Annotated in this window: 12 protein-coding genes and 1 other annotated feature (1 of these 13 only partly in view); of the genes, 2 read left to right on the top strand and 10 right to left on the bottom strand. The window is 38.2% G+C overall.

Annotated features, from left to right (window positions below):
- Positions 1 to 92 precede the first annotated feature (92 nt).
- Positions 93 to 1,139, bottom strand: coding sequence for a sugar ABC transporter substrate-binding protein (locus tag AC0KSB_RS00235; RefSeq protein ID WP_472305651.1), 1,047 nt, complete (start codon positions 1,137 to 1,139; stop codon positions 93 to 95).
- A gap of 227 nt (positions 1,140 to 1,366) precedes the next feature.
- Between AC0KSB_RS00235 and AC0KSB_RS00240 the strand changes: the two genes are divergently transcribed.
- Positions 1,367 to 3,142: a sensor histidine kinase gene (locus AC0KSB_RS00240; RefSeq protein ID WP_472305652.1), complete on the top strand. Its 1,776-nt coding sequence runs from the start codon at positions 1,367 to 1,369 to the stop codon at positions 3,140 to 3,142.
- Positions 3,142 to 4,761 carry a response regulator gene (locus AC0KSB_RS00245; protein WP_472305653.1) on the top strand — a complete coding sequence of 540 codons (1,620 nt, stop codon included), beginning with the start codon at positions 3,142 to 3,144 and terminating at the stop codon, positions 4,759 to 4,761. Before AC0KSB_RS00240 ends, AC0KSB_RS00245 begins: the two co-directional genes overlap by 1 nt.
- Here the strand turns inward: AC0KSB_RS00245 and AC0KSB_RS00250 are convergent.
- From AC0KSB_RS00250 to AC0KSB_RS00290, 9 genes are all read right to left on the bottom strand, one after another.
- Positions 4,751 to 5,761, bottom strand: a complete 1,011-nt coding sequence (locus tag AC0KSB_RS00250; RefSeq protein ID WP_472305654.1) for a LacI family DNA-binding transcriptional regulator — start codon at positions 5,759 to 5,761, stop codon at positions 4,751 to 4,753. The genes AC0KSB_RS00245 and AC0KSB_RS00250 overlap by 11 nt on opposite strands.
- Positions 5,762 to 5,777: 16 nt before the next feature.
- Positions 5,778 to 7,094, bottom strand: coding sequence for a class II D-tagatose-bisphosphate aldolase non-catalytic subunit (locus tag AC0KSB_RS00255; protein ID WP_472305655.1), 1,317 nt, complete (start codon positions 7,092 to 7,094; stop codon positions 5,778 to 5,780).
- A 66-nt stretch (positions 7,095 to 7,160) separates the two neighbouring features.
- A complete protein-coding gene (locus AC0KSB_RS00260; protein WP_472305656.1) occupies positions 7,161 to 8,207 on the bottom strand; it encodes a galactitol-1-phosphate 5-dehydrogenase in 1,047 nt (348 codons plus the stop codon).
- 31 nt (positions 8,208 to 8,238) lie between these two features.
- Positions 8,239 to 9,771 (bottom strand): xylulokinase, encoded by a 1,533-nt coding sequence (locus AC0KSB_RS00265; protein ID WP_472305657.1) that lies wholly within the window; start codon positions 9,769 to 9,771, stop codon positions 8,239 to 8,241.
- A gap of 273 nt (positions 9,772 to 10,044) precedes the next feature.
- On the bottom strand, positions 10,045 to 10,968 hold the full coding sequence (secF, locus tag AC0KSB_RS00270; RefSeq protein ID WP_472305658.1) for a protein translocase subunit SecF: 924 nt from the start codon (positions 10,966 to 10,968) through the stop codon (positions 10,045 to 10,047).
- Positions 10,961 to 12,277, bottom strand: coding sequence for a preprotein translocase subunit SecD (locus AC0KSB_RS00275; protein WP_472305659.1), 1,317 nt, complete (start codon positions 12,275 to 12,277; stop codon positions 10,961 to 10,963). The genes secF and AC0KSB_RS00275 overlap by 8 nt, the downstream gene beginning before the upstream one ends.
- 76 nt (positions 12,278 to 12,353) lie before the next feature.
- Positions 12,354 to 13,871, bottom strand: a complete 1,518-nt coding sequence (gene malQ, locus AC0KSB_RS00280; RefSeq protein WP_472305660.1) for a 4-alpha-glucanotransferase — start codon at positions 13,869 to 13,871, stop codon at positions 12,354 to 12,356.
- A gap of 166 nt (positions 13,872 to 14,037) precedes the next feature.
- Positions 14,038 to 15,318, bottom strand: coding sequence for a C40 family peptidase (locus tag AC0KSB_RS00285; protein ID WP_472305661.1), 1,281 nt, complete (start codon positions 15,316 to 15,318; stop codon positions 14,038 to 14,040).
- Between the two features lie 123 nt (positions 15,319 to 15,441).
- The gene (locus AC0KSB_RS00290) at positions 15,442 to 16,149 is read right to left on the bottom strand and encodes a DUF6320 domain-containing protein (protein WP_472305662.1); all 708 of its coding nucleotides are present in this window, start codon (positions 16,147 to 16,149) and stop codon (positions 15,442 to 15,444) included.
- A 114-nt stretch (positions 16,150 to 16,263) separates the two neighbouring features.
- Positions 16,264 to 16,374, top strand: a binding site (T-box leader); it runs 145 nt beyond the window's last position.

Raw genomic sequence — 16,374 nt, forward strand, 5'->3', positions numbered from 1 at the left:
CCTCTTTATACTGCTTTTGATAAAAAAGGTGTGAAGCACTCACCTATAAGTAAATATCTTCACACCCTTTAATCATCTTCTGTAGACCTTTATCAGTTGATCTTCAGATCAGCACGGTCATCAATATATTGTTGCAGGGCTGCAGGATCATCCATTGTAAAAGTCTGTAGTGGAACCAGAACTTCTGCATCAGCCTCACCTGTTTTTGCAACTTCTACAGCATTTTTAACAGCTGTATAGCCAATTTCAAAAGGTTGCTGTGTTGTAACAGCCTGCAAAACAGAATCAGGTTCAAGCATTGTATTTGCAAAAGAGATCGCCATATCTGTTCCCATAACTTTTATATTCTGATTTCCTGCAAGAGCAGCTACAGCACCTTCCATTGAAGTCTGATTCCATGCCCAGATTAATTCTGTTTCAGGGAAACCTGTAAGAATACGGTCGGTTTCATCAAGACCCTGTTCTCTGAATTCTGCTTCTACTTCAGTTACGATTTCAATTATGCCTTCATCGATTAAATCCTGTATGCCTTCTTTAAATCCTTCAGTACGCTGTATACCAGCTTCATAACGATCACTGATCAGAAGCGCAATTTTAATACCATCTGGATGATGCTCACGGACATATTCAGACATATATTCGCCGGTTTTTCTACCCAGATCTCTATTATCAACACCTACAAAATATTTCAGATTATCTGAATTACATGTAGTGTTCCATGAAATAACAGGAATACCTGCATCTATTGCACGATCAAAAGCAGCAACAGAACCATCTGCACTTATAGGACCCATAGCAATTGCATCAACACCCTGAGCAATAAAGGCATCCATATTATCAGCTTCTGTAGCAACGTCATTTTCTGAACTTACTATCTGAACTCTAACACCCAGATCTCGGCCAGCTTTTTCCATACCGGCAATAACTTCAGCAAACCACTCACCTGAAGTATTCATAATTACCGCACCAATTGCCATATCACTTACTTCAGGAGCATCGGTTTCGTCTGAACCCTCCTCAGTAGATGCTGCAGTTGTTGTCGCAGCAGGTGCAGTTGTCTCGTTTGATGATCCGCCACAAGCAGCAAGTGCTAAAACTAATGACAGTACCATAACAATTGAAATGATTTTTTTCAGCATTTTCAAATTCCTCCTCTTGGATATCTGATTGAAGTTACACAAATCGCAATAAAATGTATCATGAGATACAAAAACAATTGATTTGTGTTTACATGATAAAACAGAATCTCAGAACGAAGTAGGGGACAAATCTACAAATTTGTCCAAAATTTCGCACATTATTACAAAAATCTGCTATAGTTTTTTACTTTCTCTGATATAATTTAGGTCGTCAGAAAGGTGGTTTTATGTTATCCAGATTTGCGAAGCTTAGACAAAAAACCTATAGTTTGCAGGTCAGATTTTTTGCTTTTTCTTTGTTACTGGCAATAATTCCTATAGTTATCGTAGTAGGTGTTTCTTATAATCAATACAGACAGGCTCTAAAAACCAGAGTAAGCGAAACTAATTTTAACACAGTTAAGCAAAAAGCTGATAACATTGATTTTATACTAAGTGATGTCAAAACATCATCTTTATTTTTGCTGCAGAACCATGATCTCCTAAAGGGACTTCGTGTGCCGGCTGAAGAAGGCGGAGCAGATCCAGGCAATAGGCTTACTGCCGAGCAGGTGGTAAGAGAATTTATTTACTATCAGCAGTATATATACTCTATTTATCTGCTAGGCAGCAATGGAATTGAGTTCGATTCTGCTTTTGCCAGAAATACAATAGACCACTCAATCTATGAAGGATTGGAATACAATCAATATCAGCTTGATACAAATAAGATGATTGACTATTCGACAGAAGAGATTTCCGTTTTTTCTATATACACTATTATTTATGATTTGCGCGATTTTTCTACTGAACTTGCCCGCATAAAAATAAATATTCCTGAAGAAGAAATATCTAAAATATATAAAGATACCTCCTTTTCAGCCAAGGGGGAATATTATATCATAAATCCAGATAATCAAGTGGTTTCTTCTACCGATACATCAAGTACAGGGAAACAGGTAGATAAGATACTAGGACTGCAAAATATATCTTTTCGTGATTTTGTTATTGGTGAAGAAGGATATACTGATCAGGTAATAGATAAAGAAGAGTGGCATATTACTTACAATGAACTGATGTTTCCAGGCTGGATGCTTGTGAATACAGTTTCATTCACTGATCTATATGAAGATTATGCACTTATAGAAACCTTTACATTCGCCGCTGTTATGATAAGTCTTTTAATTTGCATATTGTTTATATCCTTTTTCACACTGAAAGTGCTTGGACCACTGAAACAGTTACGAGGTGCCATGTCAGAAATAGGCGAGCAAAATTTCAAGGTTCATCTTGATGTAAAAGGGAAAGATGAAATATCTGAACTGGCAGGACATTTTAACATAATGTCAAGCCGCCTTGATGAGTTGATTAATGAAGTCTATACAGGACAGATTAAGCAAAGAGAAGCTGAATTAAGAGCATTACAGGCACAAATAAATCCTCATTTTCTTTACAATACTTTAGATACAATATATTGGATGTGCCGAATTGATGGTTCTCTTGATGCTGCCAATATGGTGCAGAGCCTCTCAAAACTGTTTCGACTCAGCCTTAATAGCGGTAATGAAGTTACAACTGTAAGACGCGAGGTTGAATTACTTGAGAACTATATTGATATTCAGAAAAAACGCTATGAAAACTCTATAGACTTTAAGATACACGTTAACAAGGATTTACTTAATTGCCAGACAGTTAAGCTGGTATTGCAACCTTTAGTTGAAAATGCCATTATTCATGGAATTGAAGAAGGTGACGGTCAGGGCACTATAGAAGTAACTATAGAAAAAGAACAGAATACGCTGGTCTACAGAATTAAAGATGACGGAGCAGGCGTTGATGTTGATGAGATGAATAAATTATTAAAAAATGTACAGGAAAACAATCGGGGTTTTGGCATAAGCAGTGTACATGAAAGAATAAGATTGAATTTTGGAGAAAAATACGGCATGGAATTTATAAGTGAAGATCTTCAGGGAACTGAAGTTATAGTGCGTCAACCCTTTCGCTCAGGAGGTCTTGCCTGATGACTTATCAGATATTATTAGTTGATGATGAACCTATTATCAGAAAAGGCATTATCAGTTCTATAGACTGGGACGAAAATAATGTCGAATTTTGCGGAGAGGCCTCCAATGGGAAGGAAGCTTTAGAACTCATTCCGGAACTTCAGCCGGATATTTTGATTACCGACATAAGGATGCCTATTATGGACGGACTTTCACTGGTAAAAAATGTTAGAAGCAGATTTCCAAGAATTAAAATCGTTATTTTGAGCGGTTATGATGATTTTGAGTATGCTCAGAAAGCCATAAAGTCAGGTGTTGAAAGCTATTTGCTTAAGCCTGTGGGAGCACAGCAGCTGATAGAAGAGATTAAAATAATAATTGAAAAAATAAATTCTGAAAGAGAAAGACAGCAAGCTGATGAAAGAAACAACAAACTGATCAGAGAACATTATCAAAGCCTGAAAGGGTCTTTTTTTGCTGATCTGCTTAGAAATAAATATACTGATCATAATTATATTATAAGTCAGGCGTCTGCTTTACAGCTAAATATAGATTCCGTTAGCTGGCTGGCTCTTTTATTGAGCATCGATGATTATCTGTTATGGTCTGAAATGGAATCAGAACTTGATCAGGAATCTTTAAGATATCTTGTGCTAAATATTGTCGAAGAAGTGCTTCAGTCTGTTACACCAGCTTTTGGTGCAATGGGATCTCTTGACCAGATTATAATTTTTGCCGGTGCCGACAGCCTAAATAACATTGATGAAAATATAGATCTTGCATTACTAAAAGCACTTAAAGATATTCAGAAATATGTAGAAAAATATCTCAACTGCACGGTTAGCATTGGTATAGGTCAGCCTGTTAAAAATATTTCTATGATAAAAGATTCTTATCAACAGGCACTGCGAGCAATAAGGCAGAAGGCTTATCTTGGCAAAGCTACTATTATCAGCTATCAAAAAGACTTTGATGTTGATTATCTTCTGCCAGAGTATCCAAGTAATATGGAACATGAAATAATTTCACAGCTTAGACTTGGAGATGCAAAATTAATGGCAGATATCATAGTAAAATATTTTTCTGAACTTCGACAGAATCGCATTTCCTTAACGAATTACAGACAGAATTGTCTTCGTCTTATATACATGTCTATCAGTGGCGTTGAAGAATCAGGAATAAATATCAAAAGTCTTGATTCAGAGCAAAAAATTATTATCTCAAGAATGGAGCAACTGGAAACTGCTGATGATTTTGAGAAAGAAATAATGATATTTTTGAACAAATTACTTGATCTGGTCCTAAAAAGTCGTGAAGACAAGTATACAGGTTTTGTCCGCATAACGATGGACTATGTAATGGAACATTATAAAGAAGATATATCATTATCATCATTGTCTAAAGCAATACATATAACGCCCAACTATCTCAGCAAATTATTTAAAAAGGAAACAGGCATAAATTTTGTTGATTGGTTGAATCAGTACAGAATAGAAAAGGCCAAGGAATTGCTAATTCAATTCCCTGACCTGAAAAGTTATGAAATTGCGGAACAGGTTGGATTTCGTGACTACAAATATTTTACATATGTCTTTAAAAAATATGCCCGTACAACACCAAAAGAATTCAGAAATTAATTTTAGCAGTTGAGTTACCCCTAATAAGCTTTCCATCAAGAATCACCTCTTGACAGACTGAGTTACTTGCCTCTGGTTTTAAGCGCTCAAGCATAATTTTTGCAGCTTGTTCGCCCATTTTTTGTACCGGTTGAATGGCCATTGTTAAATCAGGTTGTATCAGGCTAGCCATATCCAAACCGTCAAAACCAACAAACGATAAATCATATGGCAACTGGATTTTACGTCTATTCAGTGCCATTAATGATCCCATTGTAGTTTCATAATTTGTTGCCAGAATGGCTGTAGGAGGAGTGCTCATTTCAAGCAAATCATTAAAAGCTCTATAGCCGCCTTCCATACTGTAATCAGAATAACGTATATACCTTAAATCAACATTTTTATTCATCATTTGATAAGCATGATTATAACCCTGCAGCCTCTGCGCAGTAGTAAAAATATCCGCTGGTCCACAGATAATCCCTATTCTTTCATGCCCTTTATTTAACAATTCGGTGGTTGCTTCACAGGCCAATTTGGAATTATTAACCAGAACACAGTCAGTAATAATACCTGGCAGTTTGCGGTCAACCAGAACAATTGGAACCTTTGCAGCAATAGCATGTTGAGCAGGAATAGATGAATTATCAAAAGGCATGGTAATTATTCCATCAACCTGTTTTTCTAAAAGAAAAGCCATTTTCTTTTCTTCAAGTTCAGATTTCCCCTGGCAGTCACATATCAAAGTGCTAAAATCCTCTTGTCCCAAAACAGCTTCGACAGCAGATATCATATCCATGCAGAAAATCATTCTGACACTTGGTATAAGAACACCTATACTCTTGGTTTTTCTGGTTTTTAAACCTCTTGCCATTGTGTTAACACGATAGTCAAGTTTATTAATTGCATCTTCAATAGCCAAACGGTTTGCATCAATAACATGACCGCCATTTATATATTTTGAAACAGTTGCAATAGACAAACCAGCCATTTTGGCAACATCTTTTATTGTTGCAGCCATCTTTAGTCAACCACCATTATTTATCGCTGGAAGGTATTACAGCAAACAGATACTCATCTATATAATGACCTATATGTTCAAGTAATATATCCTGAGGACTATTTTCTATCTTACCGGCTCTCAAAGACTGATAAGACCAAGGCATGTATTGACTAAGCAAAGTCAACGGCATCTCAGATTTTTCAAGATTATTAATAAGCAGTTTAATTGCATTATCAACTTCAGGATCAGGCAAATAATATCTGGCTCTATCTGAAAAACTAAAAGCTCTGGCAAAAGCTAATTGCTGCTCGTCTCCATGATAATGTTTTTGCCAATTTCCTGGATTAGCCAGCATTTGTTTTTCCAGTACATTTCTGAAATCAGATAATTTTATTTTCTTAGAACTATACATTTCCTTTTCGATGTTTTCTAACCCAAACAAAGCCTCTCTAAGCGCAAAAGTCAAAGCTGGTCCAACTTTTAATATTGCAATCCCATCTTCAACCATTTCACGTAAGCAACCTGGTGTCTGATAATCGGTAGAGTGGCCCTCAAATACACCTTGCTGCCAATTTGCAAGTGATTTTGTAAGGTCTTTAGCTTTTTCTCTATTATATTCATGTACTTCACTATCGCCAAATTCAACTCCAGGTTGCACAACAAGACCAATTACTCTGTTCCAGGCTTCCGTAAGATCATTCTGCTTAAAAAGTTTTTCAAATGTAGAGAGGGTTTGCTGACAATCAGATGGAGAAGTAACACTTATACTTTCTTCTGCCGACTGTGCACCTCCGGGGATAGGAACTTCACTTCCTATAATATAAACAGGTGCAGGGGTTTTTGGGTTTTGCTTTTGAAGTTCTTTCCAGGCATTTTCTGCAACAGCACAAAGACGAACACCTCTAGCGGCAATGATTTCGTCCGATAATCTTGCCTGTTTATCATCGTCAGCAAGCCTCATTGATGTATCCAAATGTATTTTTGTAAAACCAGCCAGTACATACTGCTTTACCAGTTCATCAGCATAAGCCATTGCTTTTTCTTCAGGCAAATCAGTTCTTGTAAGAGGACCCAAATGATCTCCACCAAGAATAAGCATGTCCTCCGAGAAATTCATTTCTTTGGCAATCCCTTTTACATAGGTTGCAAAATCAGCCGGTTTCATTCCAGTATAACCACCATTTTGATCAACCTGATTAGCTGTTGCTTCTATAAGAGCAGGCTGTTTTGTCTTTAAAGCTCTCTGAAAAACAGCTTTTATTGCATATTCATTAGCGGTACAGGCAGAGTAAATACCTACCACCTCACCTTGTTTTTGTTTTTTGACCATATCAAGTAATAATGAACTCATTCTTTTATTCCTCACTATTTTTAGAATAATAATATTTCAATAACAAATGATGATTAAAAATAATACTTAATCATTTGTAAGAAGAATTTTACCTTTAACTGCCCCAGGGGTATTATACATTGCGAAAGCATCTGCAATGTTTGACAAGGGTATACGCTTAAATATCATGCTATCTTCAAGTTTTAATTCGCCTGTACCGAAATAATGTGCAGTCAAAGTCCACTCACGTCCAGGAAATGGTGCAGAATAGCTCATCCAGGATCCCGTCACTTTAAATTCGCCTCTATTCATTTTTTCCCAAAGCTCCGGTGAAAACTCTACAGGGCGACTAGGTGTGCCTATACAGCATAAAGTACCTTTTCCTGCTGTAAGTTCAAAGCCCAGTTTAATCGTAGCTGGCTGACCTGCTGTTTCAAAAACATAATCAAACCCTTTTCCTGCTGTAATATCTTTAGCTTTAGACATAAAATCCTCAGCGGTAGTATTTATGATATTATTAGCACCGAGCCTTTCAGCAAGTTCGAGTCTGTCCTGATCGATATCAAAAACAGTCACGGATTTTGCTCCAAGAATATTTGCCCACTGCATAGCTAATATCCCAATATTTCCTCCACCAAGAATTGCAACATCTGTGGAACCTCGGAAATCAGCATGAAGCAGTCCGTGTATGGCAACAGTTGCAGGTTCAAAAAGAGCACCTTGCTCAAAAGATACATTTTCATCAAAAACTATGGCATTATTTGCCGGCATTTCAACATATTCTGCAAAGGCTCCAGGTTGGCGCGAACCAATAAAGCCATAATTTTTGCACAAAGCATAATTCCCCTGCTGACAATCATTACATTTTAGACAAGGCATCAAAGGAGCTCCAGCAACTCTGTCCCCTACTTTAATATCATTAACACCTTGACCAAGTTCAACAACTTCTCCTGAAAATTCATGACCAAGAATAACAGGATAAAAATGTGCAGCATCTCCCAGAACCCTTGGTATATCGCTACCACAAATGCCACAAACTCTCATTTTCACCTTTATCATGCCTTCTCCAGGTGTAAAATCCAGCCAATCAGCATATCTGATATCATTTTTTGCATACAAAACTCCAGCTTTCATTTTCTGATCTCCTATTCTATATTGTTTCAATTTATATGGATTTGCTTTTTAAATCTGCCAGCTTATGCATAGTTTCTCTTAAGGTAGGATATAAAGATTCATAAATCTGATAATATGGCTCATATGATTCATGCTTAGACGTATCAGGCTCATGCTCTCTTTGAATAGATACTGTAGCATTAACGGCTTGTTCATAGGATTTAAAAACACCTGCACCTACGCCAGCAACCATTGCAGCTCCCCATGTGGTTGCGGTATCCGCCGAAGGTACAACAAATGTCTTACCTGTTATATCAGCTTTGATTTGAGTCCATACTCTGGAATTTGCAGCACCACCCATAGCTCTGAATTCAGTAACTTCGGCACCTGCTTCTTTTGCAATTCTGACATTATGTTCAAGTGCGAACGCTGTTCCCTCGAGAATAGATCTGATCATATCTCCTCTTGTTTTGTCGTATCCAAGTCCGAAAAACACGCCTTGAGCCTTTGAATCCCAAAGCGGAGATCTCTCACCTGCCATATAAGGCAGATATAAAAGACCCTTACTCCCCAAAGGTGACTTATCGGCTTCATCATCCATTATGGCAAAAGAATTGCGTCCACTTTCTTTTTCCATCTGCTTTTCAGCAGCACCAAGTTCACGAGAAAACCAGGCTAAAGTACCGCCACCGCCAACAGTGCCTCCCTGAAGCAGCCATTGTCCTGGAACAAGATGAGGACTTAAAATTAATTGAGGGTGTGAAAGGGCTCTGTCAACACTAATAGACATTCCACCGGCCTGTCCACCCTGCTCTTGTGTTTGTCCTGGTGAACAAACACCTGCACCAAGGGTTCCACAAGCGGCATCAAGTCCACCTGCAACTACTGGTGTTCCTGCTTTTAGACCAGTTAATAAGGCAGCTTGTTCTGTTACATGTCCTATAACCGTATCCGATGAAACCAGTTGTGGCATCAGATCCATAGGAATCCCGAGATCCGCAGCTAATTCCATATCATAAGATAGTTTAGCCTCGTCAAAAAAATGCCAGCTATAGCCTTGAGAATAATCATGTGTAACCTCTCCGGTTAATCTATATCCAATAAAACCATTACTGCTCAAAATTTTATCGGCAGCAGCTATAATTTCTGGTTGATGTTTTTGCATATATAATAGCTTAGGAGTAGAATAGTTCGGTTTAAAAGGATTACCAGAAACGGCAAAAAGCCTTTCAGCACCTATCTTTTTTTCAACCTCTTGAGCTAGTGAATCAGCTCTTGTATCCATCCATATCGGTGTACGCGCCAACACTTTACCATCTTTATTTATGGGAATACAAGACCAGCTTTGTCCATCTATCCCAATAGCTGAAATCATAGAAGCATCTATACCCTTTTCTATAATATCCTTAATTCCCTTACAAACTGCCTGCCACCATTCCTCAGCATCTTGCTCAACATGACCTTGAGCAGGATGGTATACAGAATAGTCCTGAGTGCTTGATGCCAGCACACTTCCGTCTTCGGCATTAAAAGCAGCAATCTTACAGGCAGATGTGCCTATGTCAATTCCAAGCAATACAATCATATTAATTACCTCACATCGAAACGTTTAACTTTTTTACACCAGTCTAATCAAACAATACTTATGGCATAGTAAGTTATAGAATTGTGTTCAATAATATGATATAGCGAAACGTTTAGCTCTGTCAACTTAAAGCTTTCATTAATCATTAAAAGGTTTTAATTTTTTTATTGCTTCTAATTTAGCCCTAAAATAATTTATTAACGGCAACAAAAAGACTGCCAACTATAAAAAGTATGACAGTCTCTTTAATACTAAATACTAATAAATATGAGGTTAATGCTCATAGCCTGTACGGCCTTTACGAGTCTTCCACATAACCCACAGTGGTCCGGCAAGGAATATGGTCGAATAAGCACCACTGATAATTCCGATCATCATTGGCAAAGCAAACTCTTTTATACTCTGAATGCCATACAAAGAAGCAAAGATGTAAGCCACCAAAACTGCTACAAAGCTACATACCGAAGTATTGATAGAGCGCTTCAGTGATTGCCTGATCGAAAGATTAACCAGATCTGCTAATGGCATACTTCCTTTAGTAAGACGTTCATTTTCTCGGATTCTATCATATATAACAATTGTATCATTAATAGAAAAACCAAGAATTGCAAGAACAACAGCTATCAAAGATTCATTTATAGGTGTACGGACAAATACGAAAATAAAGAAAGCTATAAACACATCATGGAATAATGCCACCAAGGCCATAACCCCGGCGGAAGGACCTGACATGCTACGGAAGCTAAACCAGACATAGGCAACTATCAAAACAGACGCTATGACGATAGCTTTTATACCATTTTCTAAAAGTTCTCGGCCTATAAAGGGATTAACCAGATCTGATGTCTGAAACTCAAAATTATTTTCCGGAAAGCTTTCCGTCAATGCAGATATTATTGCAGCCATGTCAGCCGGCAAAAGAGCATCATCACCAGCCACATTCACCACCAGACTAGTACTGTCATCTGCGATACTGCTTGTTATCTGGCAAGAAACACTCTGGCCGATTGCAGTTTCAATGACACTTCCAGCCTCACTAAGACTAATATCACCTGTGAAATTATATTTAAGAATGCTTCCACCCTTAAATTGAATATCTAGATTTACGCCAAATACTATGGAAAAGATTATTCCTGCAATTATAATTGCTGCCGACAGGCAAAAAAACCAGCGGCGATTCTTATAAAAATCAAACACTTGCTTTGCCCCTCCTTTTACCGTATAGCCAGACATTGCGGAAAGGCTTCATTGCACTTAGTGCACCAATCATCATTCTTGATGCCATTACACCGGTAACTACATTCAAAACAACACCTGTAAGCAGTGAATATCCAAATGACAACATGGATCCTGATCCAAATATCATTAGAATTATTGCTGCAATAGCAAGTGTAATATTACCATCAAGAACAGCCGGGAAGGCTCTGGTAAAACCATTTGAAATTGCAGTAGGCAATGAACAGCCACCATTCAATTCCTCTTTGATTCTTTCAGCAATGATTACATTGGCGTCAACACCCATTCCTATCGAAAGAATGATGCCGGTAATTCCCTGTAAAGTCAGAGTCTGCTGAGGTATGGCAATCGCAAGCAAAATACCTGCAACCTGACCTGTTAATGTAATACAGGCAACGAAACCGGGAAGTCTATAATTAAGAAGAACAAAAGCACAAATAACCAGGAAAGCGACTAAACCTGCCTGCATCATAACGCTAAGAGCATCTCTTCCCATTGTAGGACTGATTGAACTGCTGCTGATTGCTTCAAGAGCAAAAGGCAGAGCACCGGCATTGATTTTTTCAGCAAGATCAATTGCCTCTTCCGATGATCCAATATTCTCAATTACAGCCCTGCCATTATATATTGCAGAATTAACTGTCGGAGCAGAAATCAAGGTCTCGTCCATATAAATTGCTATCGGCTGTCCTATTAATCTCGAAGTAGCATCAGCAAATTTTGTAGTACCTTCACTTGTCATTTCAAGAGAAACAATAGGCTCATTGTTCTCCGGATTAAAAGCAGCACTGCTTTTAGAAATATCGGTACCATCCATAACTACATTACCATCAGGGTCACGGAAGGTAAGTTGAGCCATTTCACCAAGCTCCATCAGTGCTTCTTCAGGGTTAAAAGAAGTTTCGTCTGATTTCCAGGGGAAGCGGACAATAATACGCCCCTTGCTTCTCTCCACAGTGATTTCCCTATCAAGTATCTGCAGATTATCCATACGCAGTTCAATAACACTGCGCGCAGAATCAAGATCTTCTGAACTGGGAGTACCATCGAAATCTTTAGGCGCAAAAACAGCTTCAACGCCTCCTACAATATCAATACCAAAGCGGATATCCCTGGCACCGTATATCTGAATAAAGTCATTCGATCCTGGAACCGGTAGAGTCAGGCCTGTCCACGTGAGCAGCAGTGCCAGCAGTATTATGCCTGAGACGATGAAAAAAGTAATAGGCTTTGCCTTTACACCGGCTCTGGCAAATGATCTTTTTGCCATAATTCTCTCGCACGTCCTTTCTTATTCTGTGACAACATTACATATTATAATGAATCAACCGTATTAGCTCAAGGGTTTATTTATTATATCTTCTAAAAGTATTGTTTAACTGTTGCAACCATATTGGGTCAAGTTTTGAAATATCTTCATTTGTCACACGATATTTCCATTGACCTTCTGCCAACCCCGGAGTATTCATGCGTGTATCACTTCCATATCCCAGAAGATCCTGAACCGGAGCTATAGCCAGTTGAGAAGTTGTGCTCCATAATGTTCTTAAAAAAGCTCTTACCACAGAAGACTGTGGCCCGCCCACACCCCAGTCGGTCGTTTCGGGATCTAAACCAACATATCTGAGAGCAAAATTTCTCTCCTCATCAGAGATATCCCATAACCACCCCAAAACTGTATTATTATCATGGGTTCCTGTAAAAGCAATAGAATTTTCAGGATAATAGCAAGGCAAATGTGTACTATTCGAATAAGGATCAAAGCCGAATTGCAAGACTCTCATGCCTGGCAATTCTATGTTTTGAAGAAATATTCTGACAGCATCATCTATCTCGCCAAGATCTTCTGCAATAAACACATTTTTGCCAAATTCGGCAAACAAGGCCACAAAAAAGTTTTCTCCCGGACCTGGTAGCCATTCTCCTTCTTTTGCTGTTTTAGAATTTGAAGGCACTGCCCAATAAGACTCAAATCCTCTGAAATGATCTAGCCTAAGACGATCAAACCACTGTAAAGACTGCCCAATCCTCTGCTTCCACCAACGAAAATCTTCTCGCTGATGTACTGACCATTCGTATAATGGATTGCCCCATAATTGTCCGTCCTCAGAAAAATAATCTGGAGGCACACCCGCAACCCTGGCAGGCCTTAATTTTTCATCAAGTTCAAAATAGTGACTATTCGCCCAGACATCACAACTATCCATGGAAACATAAATTGGTAAATCACCGATTAATTTTATGCCCTGTTCATGAATTTGAGCTCTTGTGTCCTGCCATTGCCGGTCAATTATATACTGAACAAAACAGTGGTAGTTTATCTCATTTTGATTATCTTTTGCAAAAACAGCTAAAGCCTCACGATTATGGCCTTTAAGTTCCTCATCTTCCCACTTCCACCATGGATTGTTATTAAAATATTTTCTAAGAGTCATGTACAAGGCATAATCAGGCAGCCAGTTTTGTTGTCTGGCTACAAAAGACTGCACCTTCTGAAGCAACTCATCTTCAACTTTGCAGAAAGCCTTTTCTAACATCCATTCGGTTTTTTTCTCAATCCAGATAAAATCACAACTATGTGGGGAACCTTTAAATTTGCACTCCTCAAGTTCTTCTTCAGTCAATAAATTCAAACTATAAAGATCATCCGGATTGATTAACATTGGATTGCCTGCAAAAGCAGAGAAACACTGATATGGAGAAAAACCAGCTCCCGGAGGACCAAATGGCAAAAGCTGCCACCAGCTAAAACCGGCTGCTTTTAATAAACAAGCAAAATCAACCGCAGATTTACCAAATTTACCGATTCCATAATCCCCGGGCAGGCTTGTAATATGAAGCAATACTCCTGATTCTCTAAGCATAGTTTTTCCCTTTACAAAATATTTATATATAAACTACTATTATCATAAAACAATGCTGCTCAGCTACAAAAACAAGCTGGCAGCACCGTCAAATCAAATTTATTAGCAATATTTGTATAAAATCATATCATGTCCGTTAATATAATCTCAAAAGGTTAAAGATCTACTAATCAACGATACGCCTTACTGTTATAGGAGTAATACCGTAAGAAAAGAACGTATTAACATTGACAGCTTCTATTCTTCTCCTGCTGGTTGATGCATGAAGCATTTGACCATTTCCTACATAAATACCTACATGAGTGATACTAGTTACACCATCCCTGGGATTAGCATCCATTGCTATTACATCGCCAGGCTGCATACTGTCAAGTGATACAGCTGATCCAACACTGCCATAAGCATATGATGATCTGGGAATATCAATACCCACCTGTCTGTATACCCATGAGGTAAATCCAGAACAATCGAAACCATTTAAGCTTGAACCAGCATATACATAAGGAACACCAAGTCCAGACCATGCGATTTCAACTATTGTACTCTTGTCTGCGCTACCATAAGTTGATCCCTGTTGAACATTTACTGTATTCTGTCCAGGAGCAGAAGCAGCCTGGGCAGCCTGTTGAGCCGCAATAACAGAAGCAGGAACTTCATCAGTCAGATACTCACTTGAAACATATCCTGTATTGCCAGAAGCAGTTTTTATTTGCGACCAACCATCTCCAACACCAATTCTGCTTACTTTAGCATCCTGTGACAATTTTTCTATGATTTCGCCATCGGTTGAAGCGTCTGATCTAACATTAAGTGAACTTGCATTTACATATCTTGTTTGATCAACCGGTACAAATACCATTTCACTGCTTGTATACTCAGCGGCAACATAACCTGTCTGTTCATCATAATTTATTTTCAGCCATTCATCACTCTCGCCAGTGCAGGAAATTTTCGTTCCCATTGGGATTTTAGCAACAATTTCAGAATTAACATCCGGCTTTTGCCTCATATTGAGTTCGGAGGCACTTATATACAATAATTTATCAACTTCTTTGAAAAGAGAATCTTGACTTTCAGCTTGATCTATCTCCGCCTTATCTGTCTCTAGATCCTCAGCCTCAGCTTCAACATCCATTTTAGCAATTTCAGATTCATCACTTTCAGATTCATCAATAATATTGTCATCATCTGAAACAATCAAGTTGTTTTGACTTCTGCTTAAACCTTCCGGGGTAAAATCAAAAACTTCCGGAGCCGCCAGAGCTGCAGTATTTACAGGGTTGCTCTCAAGCTGATCATTTTCATCAATTAAATCCTGAGGATTTATCTTCCAGACAGTAGCCAGTCCAAGCGGTTGACTCATAACCGGTGCCGCAATCACAAAAGAAAGCAGTGCTGCAACCAATAAAGACTTGGTTTGCTTCGGGTTTAATGGCTTCAACTTCATAAATCCTCCATAACTGAGTCTGCATATAATTGCACAATCAAAAATACATTTGTTTAGAACAGACCCAATTACAGAACATTATAACGTCGAGCAAACAATGAGTCAACGCATATTCAATTATTGCTACAAATGAATTCTACGATTTATTCTTTCACGCCAGCTTCTTCTTCGGGCAATTGCCAGACAGATTATGGCTGCTGCAATACCGGGTATAGCAACATAAAACGACCATTCCAAACGAACCTGCCTGAAGGCGTAGTTTTCTGATAAATATTCAACAGCAATAACTACCAGGCTAAGTGCAGAAATAATAGCGGCTGCAAGATAATAACCTTTTAGCTTTCCAGAGGATGCAAAACCACCTATAATTAAAACTGCCAGAGCAACCAGAAAAACCAGTGGCAATGCCAATCTCAAAAACCAGTGATTTCCAGGATGCAAATATTCTATAAATTTCATAAAAATCAGCAAGGCAATTAAATCGGGCAAAACAACTTTATAGAAAGTTATTTTACGCCAAAGAAATAAAGGTACACAGAAAATCCAAATCAGCACCATGGAAGCCATTACATATGAGCTCCAACCAAATTTGCCGGTATAGATAAAATTAATAGCAACTGTAATTACCGCTGGGAAAGCAAGAATTACCGACAAAACCATAGCAATAAATCGTCGGTTAATAATCTGATTGACCGGGTCAAGTCTGGTCGGATAGGGTCTTGGAATTCCAGGAACATAAGGCTGAACAGGATTTTTTACTTCTATCCCGCATAAGGGACAGGCTTTTTCAGACTTTTCAAGTTCAACACCACAATTTACACAATAAGACATACCATCACCTGATTTTCTATAAATTTTCTTTTTCTTAAAAGCATAATTATTGACATAAATATTTATTAGGAATATACTCAATTATAATTATACACTGATAGTAATCAGTAATACCAGAAACCGTTGAATAAGAGAAGTAGATTAAGTAATCGGTTATCAGCGAGCGATCGATGGTGTGAGGATCGTAGCACGAATTTAATTGAATGGGCTTATGAGGGTGACCCG

Source organism: Ercella succinigenes (assembly GCF_900002895.1).

What these genes read in the sequence shown, in the direction of transcription:
- AC0KSB_RS00255 (WP_472305655.1), bottom strand. Translation starts at nt 7,094, where the DNA reads ATGAGTTCATTATTACTTGATATGGTCAAAAAACAAAAACAAGGTGAG.
- AC0KSB_RS00260 (WP_472305656.1), bottom strand. Translation starts at nt 8,207, where the DNA reads ATGAAAGCTGGAGTTTTGTATGCAAAAAATGATATCAGATATGCTGAT.
- AC0KSB_RS00250 (WP_472305654.1), bottom strand. Translation starts at nt 5,761, where the DNA reads ATGGCTGCAACAATAAAAGATGTTGCCAAAATGGCTGGTTTGTCTATT.
- AC0KSB_RS00245 (WP_472305653.1), top strand. Translation starts at nt 3,142, where the DNA reads ATGACTTATCAGATATTATTAGTTGATGATGAACCTATTATCAGAAAA.
- AC0KSB_RS00265 (WP_472305657.1), bottom strand. Translation starts at nt 9,771, where the DNA reads ATGATTGTATTGCTTGGAATTGACATAGGCACATCTGCCTGTAAGATT.
- malQ (WP_472305660.1), bottom strand. Translation starts at nt 13,871, where the DNA reads ATGCTTAGAGAATCAGGAGTATTGCTTCATATTACAAGCCTGCCCGGG.
- AC0KSB_RS00290 (WP_472305662.1), bottom strand. Translation starts at nt 16,149, where the DNA reads ATGTCTTATTGTGTAAATTGTGGTGTTGAACTTGAAAAGTCTGAAAAA.
- AC0KSB_RS00275 (WP_472305659.1), bottom strand. Translation starts at nt 12,277, where the DNA reads ATGGCAAAAAGATCATTTGCCAGAGCCGGTGTAAAGGCAAAGCCTATT.
- AC0KSB_RS00285 (WP_472305661.1), bottom strand. Translation starts at nt 15,318, where the DNA reads ATGAAGTTGAAGCCATTAAACCCGAAGCAAACCAAGTCTTTATTGGTT.
- AC0KSB_RS00240 (WP_472305652.1), top strand. Translation starts at nt 1,367, where the DNA reads ATGTTATCCAGATTTGCGAAGCTTAGACAAAAAACCTATAGTTTGCAG.
- AC0KSB_RS00235 (WP_472305651.1), bottom strand. Translation starts at nt 1,139, where the DNA reads ATGCTGAAAAAAATCATTTCAATTGTTATGGTACTGTCATTAGTTTTA.